Raw genomic sequence first — 17,618 nt, 5'->3', positions numbered from 1 at the left:
GGTGGCCCGGGACGTGCGCTGTGGACATCGAGCGAGCACGAGGCGGGCCACAACTCTGACGGGCACGAGGAGGGGCGACGTTTTGAGAGGGCGAGGGTCTTTGAGGGCCCCGGGTTACTGTCTGGTCATGCGAGCCATTCAAGCCCAGCGGGCCGGCGGCCCGGACGTCCTCGAGTTGGTTGACCTTCCCGACCCGACAGCGGGCCCTGGCGAGGTGCTGGTCAGGGCCGCGGCGGCCGGCATCAACTTCATCGACACCTACCGTCGTGGCGGCGTCTACCCGATGCCGTTCCCGCACACCCCGGGCGACGAAGGCGCTGGTGTGGTGGTGGCCGTCGGTGACGACGTCACCGACCTGGCAGAGGGCGACCGGGTCGCCTGGGCGGACTCCCCCGGCTCCTACGCCGAGCTGGTCCGGGTCAAGGCCGACCGCGCACTCCGCGTCCCCGACGGTGTCGACCTCGACACGGCGGCCGCGCTCCCCCTGCAAGGCCTCACGGCGCACTACCTGGTGACCTCGACCTACCCCGTGCAGCAAGGCGACACGATCCTGGTCCACGCCGGTGCCGGCGGAGTCGGGCTGCTGCTCACCCAGCTCGCGACCGCTCGCGGCGCCCGCGTGATCACCACTGTCTCCACCTCGGAGAAGGAGGAGCTGTCCCGGGCGGCTGGCGCAGTGGAGGTCATCCGGTACGACCTGCTGCACGACCTAACCGCCGAGCTGCCTGGCCTGGTGAAGGAGCTCGCTGGCGGCGGAGTGCCGGTCGTCTACGACGGGGTCGGCCGCTCCACCTTCGACGCATCGCTGGCGTGCCTGCGACGCCGCGGAATGATGGTGCTGTTCGGCGCCTCCAGCGGACCGGTGCCGCCCTTCGACATCCAGCGGCTCAACTCGGGAGGCTCGCTGTTCCTCACGCGTCCAACGTTGGGTCATTACATCGCCACCACCGAGGAGTTGCGTGGCCGGGCGGACGAGCTGTTCGAGGGCGTGCTCGACGGAAGCCTCGACGTCCGGATCGGTGCGCGCTTCACTCTCGCCGACGCGGCCGATGCGCACCGGGCCCTCGAGGGACGCGCCACCACCGGGAAGGTGATCCTTGAGATCGGCTGATCCGGCCGGACAGCCTGCGCGGCAGCAATAACGCGGCCTCCGCATGCGGGTTGGGTGGTGTGCCAAAGGCTGCGGGTTGTGACGTGTCCCGGGCGACGTCAGCAGAAGTAGCGCTTGGCTCACCACTGCACCGGGAGCCACTCTCTGGACATGAACAACTTCCCCGTTGTGTGCGCGTCAGGCAGCCTCCGACAACGCCTTGCTGGTCACGACGAAGTGACGCACTTCGGCCATCGCTGGACCGAGGGCGGCGTCGACGTGGCAGCCAGTTACACAGGGGCGCACGTCTTGCACCTGGCGGTCGCCGCATGTGTGCTCAACGACATGCACCGCGAGGCGCAGAGCCGGGGCGTGCCGATCGATGGTGTCCTGGTCGAGGCTGAAGGCGGGTTCGGTGAGGACTGGCGCTCGAGCGGGATCAGGTATCGGGTGGAAGTCGACTCCTCCGCAGACCCCGCAGGCATCCAGGAACTGATCAGGTTGGTCGACCGGCTCGCGGAGATCCCCAGAGCGATCAGGGCCGGCGCTCCGGTGACTCGCACACCGTGACGCCAGCCCTGTCTTGCGCCATCGGGCTTTCATCCCAGGCCGTCATCCCGGCGGACCACCCCTGGCTCCGAGGTGCCATCCCGGTCGCCGAAGTCGCTGGCGGCATCGGACGGGTTCATGCCGTATCGCCCGGTAGCGGCAGCTCCCCCACCGTCGTCGTACCGGTCGAATCGCCCGGCGGCGACGGGCGGTCGCGGAAACTCGCCTCACGCTCCGCCTCGTCGCCCACCTTGCCCGAGTCGCCCCAGGACAACGCGGCGTCCGCGACGCCCGGCGTCGTCACCGTCGCGCCCTCGTTGATCGAGCCGCGCCACGCACCGGTCGCCCGTCCCTCGTCCTCGATGAAGCGGGCGAAGTTCTCCAGGTCGGCCTCGGCCTGGTGCTCCACGATCTTCAGCAGGTCGCCGACCTTCTCCACGACGCCCTCCGGCTCGTACTCCAGGCTGAGGTGCACCTCGGTCCGCGCCGGGCCGAGCTCGGTGAAGGTCACCGACCCCGCATTGGTGGCGCCTTCCACGGCCGCCCAGGCCACCTTGTGGCCGGGCACCTGCTCCAGGATCTTCGCGACCCACTGCCGGCGGATCCCGCCCATCTCGGCCACCCACTCCAGGCGGTCGTCGCCGAGCTGGGTCACCTTCTCCACCGCGCCCATGAAGTGCGGGAACTCCTCGAACTGGGTCCACTGGTTGTAGACCGTGCTCAGCGGCACGTCCACCACCACCGACCTCTCGACCTTGGTCGTCATCCGCATTCCCCTCTGGTTCAGGCTCCGTCCGCCGTGGACGGTGCCTTTCGGACGACCATTACCCATCGCCGGCGGAGGCCGGCACCGCATCCTTGCGCGTGCTCAGGTGGGGCGGCTCGGCGCGTCCTTCTGGCGGGGGAACGCCTCGTGGAGCTGCCACTGGAGGTCCGCGATCTGCCCCGGATCGAGCGGGCCGGATTCGAGGAGGCTCGCCTTCAGCTTCTTGGGCCACACCACCGAGACGCCCTGGACAATGAAGGAGCCTCCGAAGATCGGCCAGTCCGCGCCCACGAAGCAGAGCACCCCGCGGACCGGCACGTCAGGCTGGTCCTCGAGTGCTGCCCTCACCAGGCCGAGCTGCTTGTTCATGCCATCGACGAGCTTGGTCCGGTCGCGCCCTCCCACCAGCAGAAGCTCCTGTCGCGGACGGATGAGCCCTCCCTCCACGCGCAGTTCCGGACGCTTGTCCAGATACCGCTTGGCGTCGATCACGTAGACGCCCGTGGGGCACACCACGAGGTGGTCGATGTTGGCCGTCGACCTCGGGATCCGCCGGTCGTGCAGCACGCGGACCGTCGGGCCGGCGATCGCGGCCAGCATGCCCCCGAGCTGCTGCTCGCCCACCGCACCCGTCGCCCACGCCGTGGTGGACTGCGGGTCGTCGAAGACGGCGAGCAGGAACTTCCCGATCTTCGGATGGGCAGCCTGGACCCGCTGCTGGCGCGCGTCGTGGCGACGATCGAACTCCCGCGCCGCCGAGCCACCGGCCGTACCGTCCACAACCTCGAGCTCTGGCGGGAGGTCCGGCGTGAGGGCGTGCCGCGGGGCCGCCGTCGTCTCCGCCCGCTCGGGCAGCGCGCGACGCGCCGGACAGGCAACGCAGGCCACCGTCCTCGACGTCTGGTCGTAGTCCGCGAGCACACCCGCCTCGAGCGATGCCCCGCATCGCGAACAGGTGCCGGCGTAGCGCAGCTTCATCCGCCTCGGCGTCGGAGTCGCCGGCGCTGGCGCGATGACGTCCTCGCTCATCGCGCTGCGGCGGCTTCGTCGCAATGGCAAGCAGTACGAGAGCGGAGACGGGCAATGTGGGAGGTCACATCATGGGAGCCTCGCACGGCCCCCGGCACGCAATGAAGTCCCCGTCAGGGCGACGTGTGATCGATAAGTTCGAGCTTCATCGCCCGGCCAAGATCTTGGTGGGCCCACTGGGAATCGAACCCAGAACCCGCGGATTAAAAGACCGTCTCTGATTTGGCCCCTACTAGGTAACCTACGCTTCCGTAGCCCTTTTCGTGCACTCCACATGTTGACGATTCAACTTTTGAAGTCCGCTTGTGGCGGCCTCTTCCGATCTCGGCGGACACCACTTTGCCGCCACCCGGGCAGGCAAGCCCGCCAAGAGCCTCACCATACGGTCGAGGACGGACATCGCCGTGGCGCCAGCCCCTAACTAGGCCGGAGGCCACGGGACGCACGTAGCTGCGACGCGTGCGCACGAACCGAAGCGCGCCTGCATGTGCGGCTTGTAGCGTCTGTATTTCTGATATATAGTCGCTATCTAGACGAAGGGAGGGTAGTCATGGCTGACGAGTCAAGGAACGATCGGTTCCGACGGCTGGCCGCGAGCAGGGGCGACCGTCTGATTCGTGAGATCGCGCTCTTGGGCAACCTCGCCAACCGAAAGAACTACGACTACTCCGAAGATGAGGTCGACGCCCTGTTCGGGCCCATCGAGGCCGAGCTTCGCGAGACCCGGGCGCTGTTCAATCCAGACCTTCGCTCGACGAGAAAGGTGACCTTCGACTGATGCAGTACTACGGCTTCGGCTTCTACTTTGAGAAGGCTGGGCGGGGCGGTGAGCAGGGGGCAATCGCGCCAGCAGAGCAGTTCTTCGAAGGATCTCTCGCAGAGATTTCCGTGGCGCGCGAGTTCGGCCAGAACTCACTCGACAACCCCTTGGGCGATGGCCCCGTCACGATGCAACTCGAGCTGAGACGGATGGCGGTCGACGATATCCCCGGCATCGACGAACTGCGCCCCCACTTCGAGGCAGCCGAACTCGCAACGCGAGGGGAGAGTGGCCACGAGCGCATGCGCCGCGCCCTTGAGCTTTCTGGGGAGGACCAGCTTTGGGTGCTCCGAGTCAGCGACTACGGAACGACTGGGTTGACGGGCAGCGAATCCATCACTCAATCGAAGAAGTCGCCACTGGTCGCCCTGACCCGTGGCGACGGAATCTCGGCGAACGACGGTGAGCGAGGTGGATCGTTTGGGATCGGCTCGGCAGTGGGACCGATGGCGTCCGACCTGTGCACGGTCTTGTACACCTCTCTCGCCAGCGACAAGTCAGAGGTCGTGTTTGCTGCACACAGCCGGCTAGCCTCACACAACGACGCATCAGGAGTTCGGCGCCGCGCAGATGGCTACTTCACAGAGCTCTCCAACGAGGATGACCTCCAGTACCTTCGCGGACCTGGGCAGATTGGGCCGTTCGCGGAACGCACCGAGCTCGGCACGGACGTGTTCATCCTTGGCTACCGCAAGGCGGAAGACGACTCGGGCCTCACCAACATCCGGGATGCCTTCGTGAGGAACTTCATGATCGCAATTTCGCGAGGCAAGCTGATCGTGCAGGGGCGGAGTCCTGACGGTGCTTGGACACTGAACGCCGACACGCTGTCCAGCTATCTCGATGCCGAGAGTGCAGCCTTCTACCGGGCCATGCACGATCCTGAGCCCTACGAGCGTGAGGTGCCTGGCCTTGGAATGCTGAAGCTATTCGTCGAGATTGATGACGGACTGCCAAAGAAGCTGAACACGATCACGGTTCGCACCCCACTTATGAAGATTCACACATTCAGGAGCACGTCGATCCCCGTAAAGTACGCTGCGATCCTTGACGCATCGAACGCAGCTGCCAACGAGAAGCTCCGCAAGCTAGAACCGCCGCAGCACGATCAGTGGGACCGCGGCCGGTCACCGGAGGGCCCAGGTATTGTCGCCGCCCTCCAGAAGTTCATCCGAGAAGGCCTCGCCTCGAAGCTGACAACGCAGGTCGGTCGCACCATCGAGATCAAGGGCCTGGACCGAATGCTGCCGGCCGAGCTGTGGGATCGGGGCCCCCGGCCCAGCGGTAACTCGGGTGAACCGACGGCTGGCGATGGCGAGCATGAGTCGGCCACCCAACACGGCAAGCCAACCGACGAGCGGACAGCCGAGTTGAACCACGAGCGCAAGGCCGTCGCTGTGACGATCCGTAAGCCGGCAACAGCGGGCGAGGGCGAGGACATCGACAAGGGCCGCGACAGGGGCGGCAAGGGCAAGGAGAGGGGCGGCGGCCAGGGGCTCCCGGGCCAGGGTGGCGAGAGCGGGGGTCGCTCACGGATCCGCGCCCGCGCAGTGACTCTGCGCAGTTGGACTGATGACTCCACCGGCGATCTCATCGTCGCGATTCGCCCACGGGAGGCCGTGACTGGCGACCTAACGCTGGCCGCGCTCGGACCAGGGGGCGCCCTGATCCGAGACTATGAGCTCCCAATAGCGGCGGCAACGATGGACGGCCAAGAGCATCAGGTGATCGAAACCGAAGGAAACACCCTGCGTGACATCTCGCTGATCCCCTCAGAGTCGCCGACCGTGATCCGGCTCCGTCTGAATGGTCAACATCGCTACATGCTGGGAGTCAACTGACATGGCTACGCAAGGCTCCTACCCGCACCCGGTCATCGGGCACCTGGACGATGTCAACTCGACATTTGAGCTGTCCACGGCCACAGTGACGCCAACGACCGAGGACATTGAGATCAGGCTCAGGCTCCGACTAGACGATCCCGACCTCAGGCGGATGCTGGACGACCACTCTGCCGCCCTCGTCTTTCGCTGGTCCTGCGCTGCGACCCTCGCGATGGGTGTCCTCCACCCCTACGTTGGCGCACGGCACGTGGATGGCGAAACTTGGGTTGCGACGATCGACCAGCAGGAAGTAAGGGACACCGTGCAAGTCGACATAAGCGCGATCGCGGTGCAGCCGATCGACGCCTATGTGCTGGAACGGCAACACCCCGACTACGGTGGCCAGACCTTCACCATCCGCGCCGGTGATGTCATCGCGGTCGCTGGCTCTTTCGACTTCGAGGCCGAGAAGCTGTATGACCCTCTCCGCCCACCGCTGGGATCCTGCTTCCGATTCACGGACGATCCTGACCAGAGACGGGGCCTCGAGGTCAAGTTCTTCGACGACGACCAAGTCGTCGTGTCCATGTCGCCCCAGATGCGCGCCAGCCTTCAGCAACTCAGTGACCAACCAGACAGCCAAGTCGCCCTCGTGGTGCTTCCTCCTCTCATGCAGACACTCAGCTACATCCGTGACAATGAGATCAGTCACGACGAGGACACAACGAGCAAGAGGTGGTACACCACGATCCTTGATCTCGCCAACAAAGCGGGCGGGCTGGACGAACAACTGATCGGGCTTGCTCAACGGATCCTTGAGTTCCCAATCGACAAGGCCGTCCAGGCCCGGGTCCCCCTCGAGGAGGATGACGAGTGACTACGAAGACCTACGCGTTCACTCTGAACGCACTGGATTTGATTGCTTCGCGCCTAGAATCCGCCGAGAACCCGGGGGACTTCCTGCGGGAGGTGGACGTCCTACTAGAGGACCAAGCGAACCTGCTGGTGCGCCCTGACACTGTAGAGCCCTCCAGTGAGCTCAAGGTTGGCCACGAGCCTGAAAATGCCCGCGTGGTGTTCGAGGCGCTCGGCGCGATGGATCGCGCCAACGCAGCGGACGGGAGACTGTGGACGCACCTCGCATTCACAACATTCCGTCCATACATGAGCCAGCGGTGGCCTCTGGACCCGGACAAGAACTGGAGGGGCAGAGTTGCGGATCGGTGGCTCATGCCTCGCGCCACTCGTCAGAACTTGGTTCGGCATGGCATCGCACGACTGTGGTGGATTCCTAACCTCACGTACGACGCCCATCTGTCCAACAAGCTCAGCGCCGCGAGCGGTGATCCGTACGCCTACTCGGACTGGGTCTTTGCCTATGAGGACAGGGTGCAAGCAATCTTCGAACGCGAGGCGGGCTCGGCTCCACAGACGCTCGTCGCCGCCATCGACGCGATGGCCGCAGTCACGACGCGCAATCACGGCGACTTGGTGAAGGACTTCATGAAGGAAGTCACCGCTGCGAGTGCCTACCGCAGTCTCGATCTGCTCGACCGCAGGGCGATTGTCGAGGTGATGATGGATCTCATCCCGGATAGGTACGGAGCTGGTCCAGCGAACTAGCCTGTGGAAGCGGTCGCCGACGAGCTTGCACGGCGGAACTGATCCTGTCGACAGCCTCCACGGGATCCTCGTGCTCCCAGACTCGGACGACGAGCCAGCCGAGACCGGTGAGGTACGCGTTCGTCTCCTCGTCGCGCTGCCGATTCTTCTGGAGCTTCGCCTCCCACCAAGCGGCGTTGTTCTTCGGAGAGACGGCGTGCTGCGGGCATCCGTGCCAGAAGCACCCATCGACGAAGACTGCGACCTTGATCCTGGTGAAGGCGATATCGATAGTGCGCCTCGGCATTCCTGGTACAGGTAGCTGTTTTCGGTACCGTAGGCCGCGGGAAAACAAGGCCCCTCTGACTGCGAGTTCTGGCAGCGTGTCGAAGCGTCCTTGGGTGCGCATTGCCGCCTGCACGGCATCACTCGCCGGCGTCGGGCGCGTGACGGGCTCAGATTCGCTCGGCATCAACTTCGGCGCCTAAGAGCTTGGCCACCGACGCCCCCAGCTGTCGCGCCAACCATGGCGGCACAGCGTTTCCAACTTGGCGGTACTGGTCAGTGCGACTGCCAGCGAAATAGTAGTTGTCAGGGAACGTCTGCAGCCGCGCAGCCTCTCGGACTGAAAGACTGCGCGCTTGATCCGGGTCCGGATGGATATAGTAGTGCCCGTCCTTGGCGATATGACTGACTACAGTCGTGCTAGGCCTATCAGCGCGCTGGACACGAAATCGGTCGGCGAATGGGGCATCCTCACGCGAAGCGTTTGTGTGGGCGGGCGCAAGATCACCCCGCAGCTCATTGACCTTCGGGAAAAGGCTCTCGCTCGCCTTAGCGGCCAAGTAGGCATATCGCACCAGATCAGATGCCATGTGGGCCCGACTCTCGTGGTGCACGACGCCCCCAATGCTGTCGTCGCACAGCCACGCCCGCAAAGAGTCGGGGCCGTGCACACTGGCGCTGCTCACGAATGGCGCCCCAAGCGGAAATCGCCTAGTTGAAACGGGATAGCTCGCGAGCAACTGGCCACGTGTCCGGGAATCTAGGAAGGTCGCTTCGCTGTCCCGGCTGCGGGGCGAGATCATCGACCGGATCGCCGGGAGATCTCCGATCGCATCGTCCACTGTGACGACGTTCGAAGTCGATCTGAGACGTTCGTGCTCCCCCAGTCCCGTGGTCCGGTTCACGCCCAGGAGAATGACGCGGTGCCTGCGCTGGGGAACGCCGAAGTCCTCCGATCGGAGAACGAAGTCCTTGGGCCCCGGGTCAGACCCTTCCAGTAGGAATGAGCGGATCTCGTACTCGAGCCCGTCTGCCGGGCTTCGAAGGTCATCAAGGATCTTCTGGAAGACCAGCCCTCCGTCGTGCTGCGACGAGAGCATCCCCTTCACATTTTCCATAACGAAGACCGTCGGCTGGTGCTCCTGAAGAATGTGAAGGTACTCCCGGTACAGAACGTGTTTCTCATCGCTCACGAAGTCGGGGTCATTCACCCTACGAGACCTGCCCGCCAACGAGTACGCCTGGCAGGGCGGCCCGCCGACCAGCGCCCAGGGTCCATCACCCGATCCCTTAAGCGATTCCCTGATTTGCGCGTCTGACTCAGCGCGAGTCTGCGCCCCGAGCCGAAGCTTCCGCACCTCACGTTCTGCGTCCTTGAAGGCAGCCGCGAACTCAGACGATGCCTCCAGCTGGGCGATGTTCCTGCGACCCCGAAGGAGGTCGTAGTAGACGCCAGGGATGGTTCCCGTTGCTAGTCTGATGCGCCGCAGCGCAGCTCGGAGACGCAGAGTGTTGACCGCCTCATCGTCAATCTCGAATGAGTTGGCAGTTCGGAAGACCGGGCTTCCATGCGCGTCGAGCAGTGAGGAGAAGCCCTCGTTGAGCCCGCCGGGGCCGGCGAAGACATCAACGATAGGAATGGCCGTCAAGTTCGGTCGCCTCCAGCACTGCGTCGATCGACCGAGCGTAGCCGGCCCCCTCTGGGAGCCCAGAGCCTTCTGATTATACCTGGCCCGGGATGGGACACCGAGGCAGGAGCACCGAACGTTTCGCCACGTGAATAGAGGCGTCCACGGCGACGCGCAGGCCCGCCGGCGGATGACCTTCTCGACGATGGCGGGTCCGTGCGACTGACTTGGTCGGTTCACACCACGCCGCTGATCAACTCCGGTTCGCAGTCACAAGCCATCTTCACAGGTCACCGGGCGTTGTTCTCGCGCAGGACGCCATCGGCTCGATCGCGTCCGGTGCTCTGTGGCACGCGGCCAGGATGCATGAGGTCTGTGGCACTTGGGGGGTCTGTATCCACAGGGGTTGGTTACGTCGGGGGGACATCCTGTGACGGGACAGTGCGTTCCTTCTGGCGAGGGAAGGCCTCATGGAGCTGCCATTGCAGGTCAGCGATCCGATCAGCGTCCAGCGGCCCGGCCTCGGCGAGCATCGCCTTGAGCTTCTTCGGCCACATCACCGAGACACCCTGAACGGTGAACGAGCCGCCGATCAGCGGCCAGTCCGCATCCACAAAGCACAAGACGCCGTGCACCGGTACGTCCGGCTGATCGGCGAGGGCCGCGCGGACTAGGCCGAGTTGCTTTTGCATGCCCTCGACGAGCTTGGTGCGCTCCCGGCCACCGACGACCAGCAGTTCTTGTCGAGGACGGATCAGCCCGCCCTCGACCCGCAACGCAGGCCGGGCGTCCTGGTAGCGCTTGGCGTCCACGACGAACACCCCGGACGAGCAGACGACCAGGTGGTCGATGTTCGCGGTCGTCTTCGGGATCCGCCGGTCGTGCAACACCCGGAGGGTCGGGCCAGCGAGGCCGGCCAGCATGCCTCCAAGCTGCTGCTCCCCCACAGCGCCGGTCGCCCACGCCGTGGTGGACTGCGGGTCATCGAAGACGGCCAGCAGGAACTTGCCGATCTTCGGATGGTTGGCCTGGACACGTTGCTGGCGGGCGTCGTGTCGACGGTTGAACTCCCGCACGGCCGAGCCGCCGGCCGTACCGTCGACCACCTCGAGCTCGGGCGGGGCGTCCCGGGTGATCGCGTGCTTCGGAGCCGCCGTCGCCTCCGCCCGCTCGGGGAGAGCGCGTCGAGCCGGGCACTCGACACAGGCGACCGTCTTCGACGTCCGGTCGTAGTCCGCGGTCACGCCCGCCTCCAGAGATGCCCCACACCGCGAACAGATGCCTGCGTAGCGAAGCCGCATCCTCTTCACCGCCGGAGTTGCAGTGGGCTCGACGACCGCGTCCTCGCTCATCGTCTGCTCCGGCGGGTCATCTAGAGAGCTTCCCACTGGATTCAGCACTCGATGAAGTACCCGCCCGGGCGACTTGGCTCTTGTCCCCACCCACCCAGTCGATGCCTGGGAGCCACATTCCCAAGAAGTCCGGGATTTCTTCGCGGATCGTGTCCGGAACCCCGCCCTGCGCTGGCTTAAGGAGGTGACCCTGCCGAACTCCGCATGGGGGCATACGCCAGGAACCGAGGTGGGAGGTCTGAGAAGTGTCGAAGTTGCCAGCTCCCCAGCGTCCCGATCGCCTCGTTGCTGGGCTTAGGGAGGTTGTGAAGGGTTCAAGTCGCGCCTCCTCTGAAAGCAGTTGCCCCGATGTGTCCGGATCGGGGGTCACTTTTCGGCTTAGTGGAACGACGGCAACTTCGGCCCTGACAGCGCGAGAGGAGGTGTGGCCATGGTGATGACCCTGCACAAGCTGACGGCCGGCACCGGCTACGAGTACTTCACCCGGAACGTCGCGGCGATGGACTCCACCGAGAAGGGTCACATGAGCCTGGCCGACTACTACAGCCTGAAGGGCGAGAAGCCCGGACACTGGGTCGGCTCCGGCCTGGCCGGCATCGACGGGCTGGAGGCCGGCGACGTCGTGACCGCCGACCAGATGCTCTCGCTGTTCGGGCTCGGTGATCACCCACTGGCCACCGAGCGGCTCGCCGCTCTCACCCGCGCCACCGACCGCGACATCCGGGACGCGATGCAGCTCGGTCAGCGCTTCGGCGTCTACCCGGGGATGACCGACTTCAGCGTCGAGCTCACTCAGCGCATCGGCGACTGGAACCTCACCCACGGACGCCTCGCGTCCGACTCGGTGCCGGCCGAGGTTCGCGCCGAACTGCGCACAGAGGTCGGACGCGAGGCCTTCCGCAAGCGCTTCGGACGCGACCCGCTCGACGCCCGCGAGCTGTCCGGGTTCATCGTGCGAGCGCAGCGTCCGGTGCGCAGCGGCGTGTCCGGCTACGACGCGACCTTCTCCCCGGTGAAGTCAGTGTCGGCGCTGTGGGCGCTGTCCGACCCCGAAACCTCCGCAGTCATCGAACGTTGCCACGACCGTGCCGTCGCCGACAGCCTGCGCTACCTCGAGGATCGGGCGATCTACACCCGGCGCGGCCGCAACGGCGTCCGGCAGGTCAAGACGCTCGGGATCGTCGCGGCGTCCTTCACCCACCGCGACTCCCGCGCCGGCGACCCTGACCTGCACACCCACGTCGCGATCGCGAACAAGGTGCAGGCCGCCGACGACGGAGCCTGGCTGGCGATCGACGGCCGGATCATGTTCAAGGCCAACGTGACGGTCTCGGAGTTCTACAACACCGCGCTGGAGAAGCACATCACCCACGAGCTCGGAGTGCGGTTCGCGAACCGTCCGGGATCCGATCCCGAGCGCCCGGTGCGGGAGATCGTCGGCGTCGACCTCGCCCTGCTGGAACGGTGGTCGCAGCGCGACAAGATGATCACCCGGGCGCAGGGCGATCTCGTCGCCGACTTCCAGCAGCGGCACGGACGCACCCCGACCCCGACCGAGCTCTACGACCTCGCGCAGCGGGCGACTCTCGAGACGCGCGAGGCCAAGCACGAGCCACGATCCTTCGCCGAGCAGCGCCGGGTCTGGGCGGCGCAGGCCGACGAGGTGCTGGGACGCGGCGGGACGGCGCGCATGCTTGACCGAGCGCTGCACCGGAGTCCCCTCCCCTCCCGGACGATCGACGAGGCGTGGCTGCAGCGGCTGGCCGACAACGTCGTGTCTGTCGTGCAGCGGCACCGGTCGTGGTGGCAGCCCTGGCACATCCGCGCAGAGGCGTTGCGCCAGGTGCGGAGGTTCGAGCTGCCCGAGCTGGCGTCCGTTCTTGAGCGGGTCGTCGACCTGGCCCTGGAACGGTCCTCGGTGCGGCTCACCCCGGCCGGGGACGGGATCAGCGAGCCGGCCGAGCTGCGCCGTCCGGACGGCAGCTCGGTCTACACGGTGGCCGACTCGGCGATCTACACCTCGCAGCAGATCCTGCACGCCGAGACCCGGCTACTCGCCTTCGCCGGTCAGCGGGACGGGATGGTGGTCGGTGAGCGGTCGATCAGCCTGGCGCTGCTGGCAGCGATGGCCAACGGCGTCGAGCTCAACTCCGGCCAAGTGAACCTGGTTCGGTCGATGGCCAGTTCCGGCGACCGCTTGCAGCTGGCCATCGCGCCGGCTGGTGCGGGCAAGACGACTGCGATGAGCACCCTGGCGGCTGCGTGGCGGGAGGCCGGTGGCGAGGTGCTCGGGATGGCGCCGTCCGCGGCTGCGGCCGCGGCGCTCGGCGAGCAGTTGGGCGGGCGTGCCGACACCCTGCACCTCCTCACCCACGGTCTGGCGAAGCGCCGGCTGCCGGCGTGGGCCGAGCAGATCGGGCCGCGCACGCTGGTGGTCATCGACGAGGCCGGCATGGCCGACACGCTCACCCTCGAAGCGGCGGTGTCGTTCATCATCGGACGCGGCGGCAGCGTCCGGCTGGTCGGGGACGACCACCAACTCGCCGCAGTCGAGGCCGGCGGCGTGCTGAAGGACCTCGCCGCCGAGTACGGCGCGGTGCGGCTCACCGAAGTGGTGCGGTTCTCCGACCCGGCCGAGGCGGCGGCCTCGCTCGCGCTGCGGGAGGGACGTCCGGACGCGCTCGGCTTCTACCTCGACCAGGGACGCATCCACGTCGGGGACGCTGGCTCGACGCTGGACCAGGCGTTCATCGCCTGGGCGGTCGACCGGGCGTCCGGACTGGACAGCCTGATGCTCGCATCCACTCGCGAGCTGGTGGCCGAGCTGAACCGGCGAGCGCGGGACTACCGGCTCGGCGGCGCGGCACGTGGCGCCGAGGTATCCCTGTCCGACGGGAACCGGGCATCCGTCGGTGACACAGTGGTGACCCGGCGCAACGAGCGGCGCCTGCAGTACTCGCGCACCGGCTGGGTGCGCAACGGCGACCGGTGGACGGTGACCGCGGTCGGACGCGACCAGAGCCTGGTCATAGCGAACAGTCGCGGCTCTCGAATCACCCTGCCAGCCGACTACGTGCGCTCCGACGTCGAGCTAGGCTACGCGACCACGATCCACGGCGCGCAGGGCGCCACGGTCGACACCATGCACGGTGTGCTCACCGGTTCGGAGAGCCGTCAGCAGCTGTACACGATGATGACCCGCGGACGGCTGGCGAACCACGCCTACGTCCAGGTGGTCGGCGACGGTGCACCGGACAGCCTGCCGCGGTGGGAGACGGCCAGGCCGCCCACGCCGACGGAGGTGCTCGAGTCGGTGCTGGCGCGGGACGACGGTGCGCTGTCGGCGACTGGTCTGCGGCGCATTGAGACCGATCCGGCGACGCAGTTGAAGCCGGCCGTCGACCGCTACGTCGATGCCCTCGGCTTCGCAGCCGAGCAGATGGTCGGACGCGAGCGTGCCGCGCAGGTCGAGGCCGAGGCCGACCAGGTGGTGCCGGAAGTGACGGACGCCCCGGCGTGGCCGGTGCTCAGGTCGCAGCTCATGCTGCTGGCCGCGTCCGGCGCCGACCCTGGAGAGGTGCTGCGCAGCGCCATCCGGGACGGCAGTCTGGAGGGCGCACGCGACCCGGCGGCCGTGCTGTCCTTCCGGCTCAACTGGGTGGACCGCAACGGTCCGCTCCCCTGGCTCAGCACCGTTCCGGAACGGTTGGCCGAGCACCCGCAGTGGGGTCCGTACCTGGCGTCCCGCTCGGAGTTGGTGCGAGACCTGGCCGCCCAGGTGCGTGAAGCGTCGACAACCACCGAGCATCGCTGGCAGGAGGCGCTGTCGGCCAACCTGCTCCCCGAGCTGGTCGCGCAGATCTCAGTGTGGCGGGCGGCGATGGGTGTGCCGGCAGACGACCTCAGTCCGACCGGCCCCACCCAGGTGCCAGGATCAGCTTCTCGCTGGCAGCGCGTCCTGGACGATCACGTCGGGCTGTCGAGCCCGACGCTCCGGCACTGGACGGCGGTGGCACGCCAGCTCGCACCGCAGCTGCGCGACGACCCGCAGACTCCTGTGCTGGCGGCGAAGCTCGCTTCGCTGGCGCACGAGGGCGAGGACATGCCTGAGCTGCTCGATCGCGCGCTGCGACGGGGGCCGTTGCCGGACGACCACGCCGCGGCCGCCCTGTTGTACCGCCTCGAGCGGCGCCCACGGCGCGAGCCGATTCGTGAGGTCTGGGAGACCGTCGAGGTCACCGAGAGCATGGGCCAGCGCCACGAGCGCATGCGTCCACCCGGACTCGATCGGCCCCACGGCTATGGCATCGGCATCTGAACTACCCACCACCAGGAGTACCACCATGACCGCACAGCCCAGACCGGCCGACCGGCCTTCCGAGTTCCTGACGATCGCCGAGGCCGCCGCGCGCTACCACGTGTCGCGCGACTACATCCGCCACCGCATCATCGACGGCGCCCTGCCCGCCGTCCGCTCTGGGAAGCGGATCATCCGGGTGAACTCGCTGGATCTCGAGCGCCTGTTCCGTCCCGTTCAGTCGATGCGCTCGCTGGGAGTTGTCGGCGGTCGCGAGTAGCGTTGCCCGGCTCAGCTCGATCAGGGAGGAACCGTGGCCGATCCGCAGCGCATCCTGCTGGTGGGCGACCTGCACATGAACACGCTGACTGCACACCAGATGATCGACCACGCCCAAGCGCTCGCTGCAGACCTGATCCTCCAGCTGGGCGACTTCGGGTTCTGGCCGCGTGCAACCGCCGGCCAGAGGTACCTGAACGAGGTTGAGTCGAAGTTGTCCACGTTCGGGCTCGACCTGTGGTTCATCCCCGGCAACCACGAGGACTGGACCTCTCTCGCCGAACGACCGATCGGGGACGACGGACTGCGGATCATCACTGAGCACACCCGCGAGATCCCGGTCGGGCACCGCTGGACGTGGGGCTCGACCCGCTGGCTCGGGATCGGCGGCGCTCCATCGGTGGACAAGCACCTGCGCGCGGAGGGCGTCGACTGGTTCCCCGAGGAGGAGGTCACGGAGAGGCAGGTGGCCGCGATCATCGCCGCCGGACCTGCGGACATCGTCGTGGCACACGACGCCCCGATGGGCACCGACTTCCTCGGACGGCGCTATCAGCAGCACCTCGACCCGTGGGAACGGAACAGCTGGTGGCCGGTGTCGGCGCAACTCCGGGCGGACGCACATCAGGAGCGAGTCCGCCGCGTCCTCGATGGAGTTGAAGCCACTCGCTGGTTCCACGGGCATCACCACGTCCGCTACTCCTCATCGATCACCACAGCGCGCGGCGATGTCCAGGTCGAAGGGCTCGCGTTGGACGGCGAACCACTCAAGCAGCTGGCTCTGCTTGTGGATACCGACGGCGTCCCGATCATCGATCTCGATTGACTCCGCGGCAGCCATAGCACTTGCTATACTGTCCGCGTGTCGACGAGTCTCGCCGAAGTTGCGCACCGCACCGATGATGCGGTCGCTCAGGCACGGGCTGAGCTCGTCCGCGCCGTCCGGCAAGCCGCGGCCAGCGGCATGAGCCAATCCCAGATCGCGTCCGAGATCGGACGCAGTCAACCCGAGGTGTCCCGGCTGCTGCACTTCCACGGCACCTCTCCGTTGGCCCGACGCCTCCGCAAGCACACCGGTGAGGTCCGGCGGATCATCATCAACGCCGGCGGCAGCAACGTCCGGGTGTTCGGGTCGGTGGCGACAGGTCAGGACCACGACGACTCCGACATCGATCTGCTGTTCACCATGGGGGCCCCACTCAGCCTGATGCAGCTCGGCGCGCTCGAGCAGCAACTCAGCGACCTGCTCGATACGAAGGTCGACCTGGTACCCGACAGCGTCCTGCGTCCGGAGTTCCGCGACCGCGCCTTGGGCGAGGCGGTCGCGCTGTGAGCCGGCAACCCGACGAGATCCTGCGCGACGCCCTCGCCCACTTCGAGATCGTGCTGGCCTACGCCGAACACGACCTCGACGACCAAATCGTGATCGATGCCATCTGCATGCGCCTGTCTGCCGGCGTCGAAGCCCTCGCTACCCTCGAACCGAACATGCGCGATCGCCTGTTCGGCGCCGACTGGCCCCTCATGTGGGGCATGCGTAACCGCATCGCCCACGGCTACCTACTCGTCGATACCGCCATCGTTCGCCAGACACTTGCGCAGGACATCCCGAAGATCATCGACCGCATCCAGGACCGACTCGGTTCGTCGTAGCGGATGTCGAGCATTCACGCTCGGCTTCAACGACCGCGCCGGGTGCGGCAGAAGCGGTCGTGTCCGGAACACCGGCTGCAAGGGTGGTGCGCGTGCCAGTATGCCTGTTGTGGTGTGGTGCGAACTGTGTGACCTTGACCGGTCGACCTGCGTTCACGGACTCCGCGATCAACAGCTCACGCGCGAGCGTCACGGCGTCTTGCTGATCTCTCCCAGGGGCATGGCTCACTTCGAGGGTTGTCCCCACAAGGGCGAGGACCCTGGCTTTGAGAGATGGGGCCGGCTCACCGAACAGGGCTTGTGGCAGCGTCTTGGGAATGGCGAACGCATCGCGACCGTCGACTCCTCTGGTCGGGAGCTGATAGTTGTCGCAAGATGCTGTGACTGCATCGAGCACGGGCCCTGGTAAGGCGGCAGCAGTGCGCTTGCGGAGAGCACCTCTCGT

16 protein-coding genes are annotated in these 17,618 nt (G+C 66.6%); 11 read left to right on the top strand and 5 right to left on the bottom strand.

What is annotated here, in order from left to right:
* Positions 1-127 precede the first annotated feature (127 nt).
* On the top strand, positions 128-1,111 hold the full coding sequence (locus ACFQQJ_RS08475; RefSeq protein WP_377105656.1) for a quinone oxidoreductase family protein: 984 nt from the start codon (positions 128-130) through the stop codon (positions 1,109-1,111).
* Between the two features lie 150 nt (positions 1,112-1,261).
* The gene (locus ACFQQJ_RS08470) at positions 1,262-1,660 is read left to right on the top strand and encodes an OsmC family protein (RefSeq protein WP_377105654.1); all 399 of its coding nucleotides are present in this window, start codon (positions 1,262-1,264) and stop codon (positions 1,658-1,660) included.
* Between the two features lie 115 nt (positions 1,661-1,775).
* On the opposite strand, the gene ACFQQJ_RS08465 is transcribed toward ACFQQJ_RS08470, so the two are convergent.
* Positions 1,776-2,405, bottom strand: coding sequence for an SRPBCC family protein (locus ACFQQJ_RS08465; protein WP_377105653.1), 630 nt, complete (start codon positions 2,403-2,405; stop codon positions 1,776-1,778).
* Between the two features lie 102 nt (positions 2,406-2,507).
* Positions 2,508-3,383, bottom strand: a complete 876-nt coding sequence (locus ACFQQJ_RS08460; RefSeq protein WP_377105652.1) for a nuclease-related domain-containing protein — start codon at positions 3,381-3,383, stop codon at positions 2,508-2,510.
* Positions 3,384-3,984: 601 nt separating this feature from the next.
* Between ACFQQJ_RS08460 and ACFQQJ_RS08455 the strand changes: the two genes are divergently transcribed.
* The 4 genes from ACFQQJ_RS08455 to ACFQQJ_RS08440 are packed head-to-tail and all read left to right on the top strand — an operon-like array spanning position 3,985 to position 7,700.
* A complete protein-coding gene (locus ACFQQJ_RS08455) occupies positions 3,985-4,212 on the top strand; it encodes a hypothetical protein (protein ID WP_377105650.1) in 228 nt (75 codons plus the stop codon).
* The gene (locus ACFQQJ_RS08450) at positions 4,212-6,095 is read left to right on the top strand and encodes a hypothetical protein (protein WP_377105649.1); all 1,884 of its coding nucleotides are present in this window, start codon (positions 4,212-4,214) and stop codon (positions 6,093-6,095) included. Before ACFQQJ_RS08455 ends, ACFQQJ_RS08450 begins: the two co-directional genes overlap by 1 nt.
* Before the next feature lies 1 nt (position 6,096).
* Positions 6,097-6,954 carry a hypothetical protein gene (locus ACFQQJ_RS08445; protein WP_377105647.1) on the top strand — a complete coding sequence of 286 codons (858 nt, stop codon included), beginning with the start codon at positions 6,097-6,099 and terminating at the stop codon, positions 6,952-6,954.
* Positions 6,951-7,700 carry a DUF6339 family protein gene (locus ACFQQJ_RS08440; RefSeq protein ID WP_377105645.1) on the top strand — a complete coding sequence of 250 codons (750 nt, stop codon included), beginning with the start codon at positions 6,951-6,953 and terminating at the stop codon, positions 7,698-7,700. The genes ACFQQJ_RS08445 and ACFQQJ_RS08440 overlap by 4 nt, the downstream gene beginning before the upstream one ends.
* On the opposite strand, the gene ACFQQJ_RS08435 is transcribed toward ACFQQJ_RS08440, so the two are convergent.
* The 3 genes from ACFQQJ_RS08435 to ACFQQJ_RS08425 all read right to left on the bottom strand — a co-directional run bounded on the left by ACFQQJ_RS08435 (position 7,663) and on the right by ACFQQJ_RS08425 (position 10,944).
* Positions 7,663-8,088, bottom strand: a complete 426-nt coding sequence (locus ACFQQJ_RS08435) for a very short patch repair endonuclease (protein ID WP_377105644.1) — start codon at positions 8,086-8,088, stop codon at positions 7,663-7,665. The two genes, ACFQQJ_RS08440 and ACFQQJ_RS08435, sit on opposite strands and share 38 nt — an antisense overlap.
* 46 nt (positions 8,089-8,134) lie before the next feature.
* Positions 8,135-9,613 (bottom strand): DNA cytosine methyltransferase, encoded by a 1,479-nt coding sequence (locus ACFQQJ_RS08430; RefSeq protein ID WP_377105643.1) that lies wholly within the window; start codon positions 9,611-9,613, stop codon positions 8,135-8,137.
* Between the two features lie 389 nt (positions 9,614-10,002).
* Positions 10,003-10,944, bottom strand: a complete 942-nt coding sequence (locus tag ACFQQJ_RS08425; RefSeq protein WP_377105642.1) for a nuclease-related domain-containing protein — start codon at positions 10,942-10,944, stop codon at positions 10,003-10,005.
* Positions 10,945-11,374: 430 nt separating this feature from the next.
* Between ACFQQJ_RS08425 and mobF the strand changes: the two genes are divergently transcribed.
* Genes mobF through ACFQQJ_RS08400 form a run of 5 tightly spaced genes read left to right on the top strand, consistent with a single transcriptional unit; the run spans position 11,375 to position 17,173 of the window.
* Complete coding sequence (gene mobF, locus ACFQQJ_RS08420) at positions 11,375-15,262, top strand: MobF family relaxase (RefSeq protein ID WP_377105641.1); 3,888 nt, start codon at positions 11,375-11,377, stop codon at positions 15,260-15,262.
* Positions 15,263-15,287: 25 nt separating this feature from the next.
* A complete protein-coding gene (locus ACFQQJ_RS08415) occupies positions 15,288-15,521 on the top strand; it encodes a helix-turn-helix domain-containing protein (protein WP_377105640.1) in 234 nt (77 codons plus the stop codon).
* 33 nt (positions 15,522-15,554) lie between these two features.
* Complete coding sequence (locus tag ACFQQJ_RS08410; protein WP_377105639.1) at positions 15,555-16,346, top strand: metallophosphoesterase; 792 nt, start codon at positions 15,555-15,557, stop codon at positions 16,344-16,346.
* A gap of 36 nt (positions 16,347-16,382) precedes the next feature.
* Positions 16,383-16,853: a nucleotidyltransferase domain-containing protein gene (locus tag ACFQQJ_RS08405; RefSeq protein ID WP_377105637.1), complete on the top strand. Its 471-nt coding sequence runs from the start codon at positions 16,383-16,385 to the stop codon at positions 16,851-16,853.
* On the top strand, positions 16,850-17,173 hold the full coding sequence (locus tag ACFQQJ_RS08400) for a DUF86 domain-containing protein (protein WP_377105636.1): 324 nt from the start codon (positions 16,850-16,852) through the stop codon (positions 17,171-17,173). Before ACFQQJ_RS08405 ends, ACFQQJ_RS08400 begins: the two co-directional genes overlap by 4 nt.
* Positions 17,174-17,618: the final 445 nt, after the last annotated feature.

The organism is Propionicimonas sp. T2.31MG-18 (assembly GCF_964266745.1).
GTDB lineage: Bacteria > Actinomycetota > Actinomycetes > Propionibacteriales > Propionibacteriaceae > Propionicimonas.
The sequence above is the reverse complement of the archived record's forward strand: the minus strand, read 5'-3'. Positions and strand labels throughout refer to the sequence as shown.

Excerpts from the sequence above, each read along its gene's own strand:
- ACFQQJ_RS08475 (WP_377105656.1), top strand. The coding sequence starts at position 128 with ATGCGAGCCATTCAAGCCCAGCGGGCCGGCGGCCCGGACGTCCTCGAG.
- ACFQQJ_RS08470 (WP_377105654.1), top strand. The coding sequence starts at position 1,262 with ATGAACAACTTCCCCGTTGTGTGCGCGTCAGGCAGCCTCCGACAACGC.
- ACFQQJ_RS08465 (WP_377105653.1), bottom strand. The coding sequence starts at position 2,405 with ATGACGACCAAGGTCGAGAGGTCGGTGGTGGTGGACGTGCCGCTGAGC.
- ACFQQJ_RS08460 (WP_377105652.1), bottom strand. The coding sequence starts at position 3,383 with ATGAAGCTGCGCTACGCCGGCACCTGTTCGCGATGCGGGGCATCGCTC.
- ACFQQJ_RS08455 (WP_377105650.1), top strand. The coding sequence starts at position 3,985 with ATGGCTGACGAGTCAAGGAACGATCGGTTCCGACGGCTGGCCGCGAGC.
- ACFQQJ_RS08450 (WP_377105649.1), top strand. The coding sequence starts at position 4,212 with ATGCAGTACTACGGCTTCGGCTTCTACTTTGAGAAGGCTGGGCGGGGC.
- ACFQQJ_RS08445 (WP_377105647.1), top strand. The coding sequence starts at position 6,097 with ATGGCTACGCAAGGCTCCTACCCGCACCCGGTCATCGGGCACCTGGAC.
- ACFQQJ_RS08435 (WP_377105644.1), bottom strand. The coding sequence starts at position 8,088 with ATGCGCACCCAAGGACGCTTCGACACGCTGCCAGAACTCGCAGTCAGA.
- ACFQQJ_RS08425 (WP_377105642.1), bottom strand. The coding sequence starts at position 10,944 with ATGAGCGAGGACGCGGTCGTCGAGCCCACTGCAACTCCGGCGGTGAAG.
- mobF (WP_377105641.1), top strand. The coding sequence starts at position 11,375 with ATGGTGATGACCCTGCACAAGCTGACGGCCGGCACCGGCTACGAGTAC.
- ACFQQJ_RS08415 (WP_377105640.1), top strand. The coding sequence starts at position 15,288 with ATGACCGCACAGCCCAGACCGGCCGACCGGCCTTCCGAGTTCCTGACG.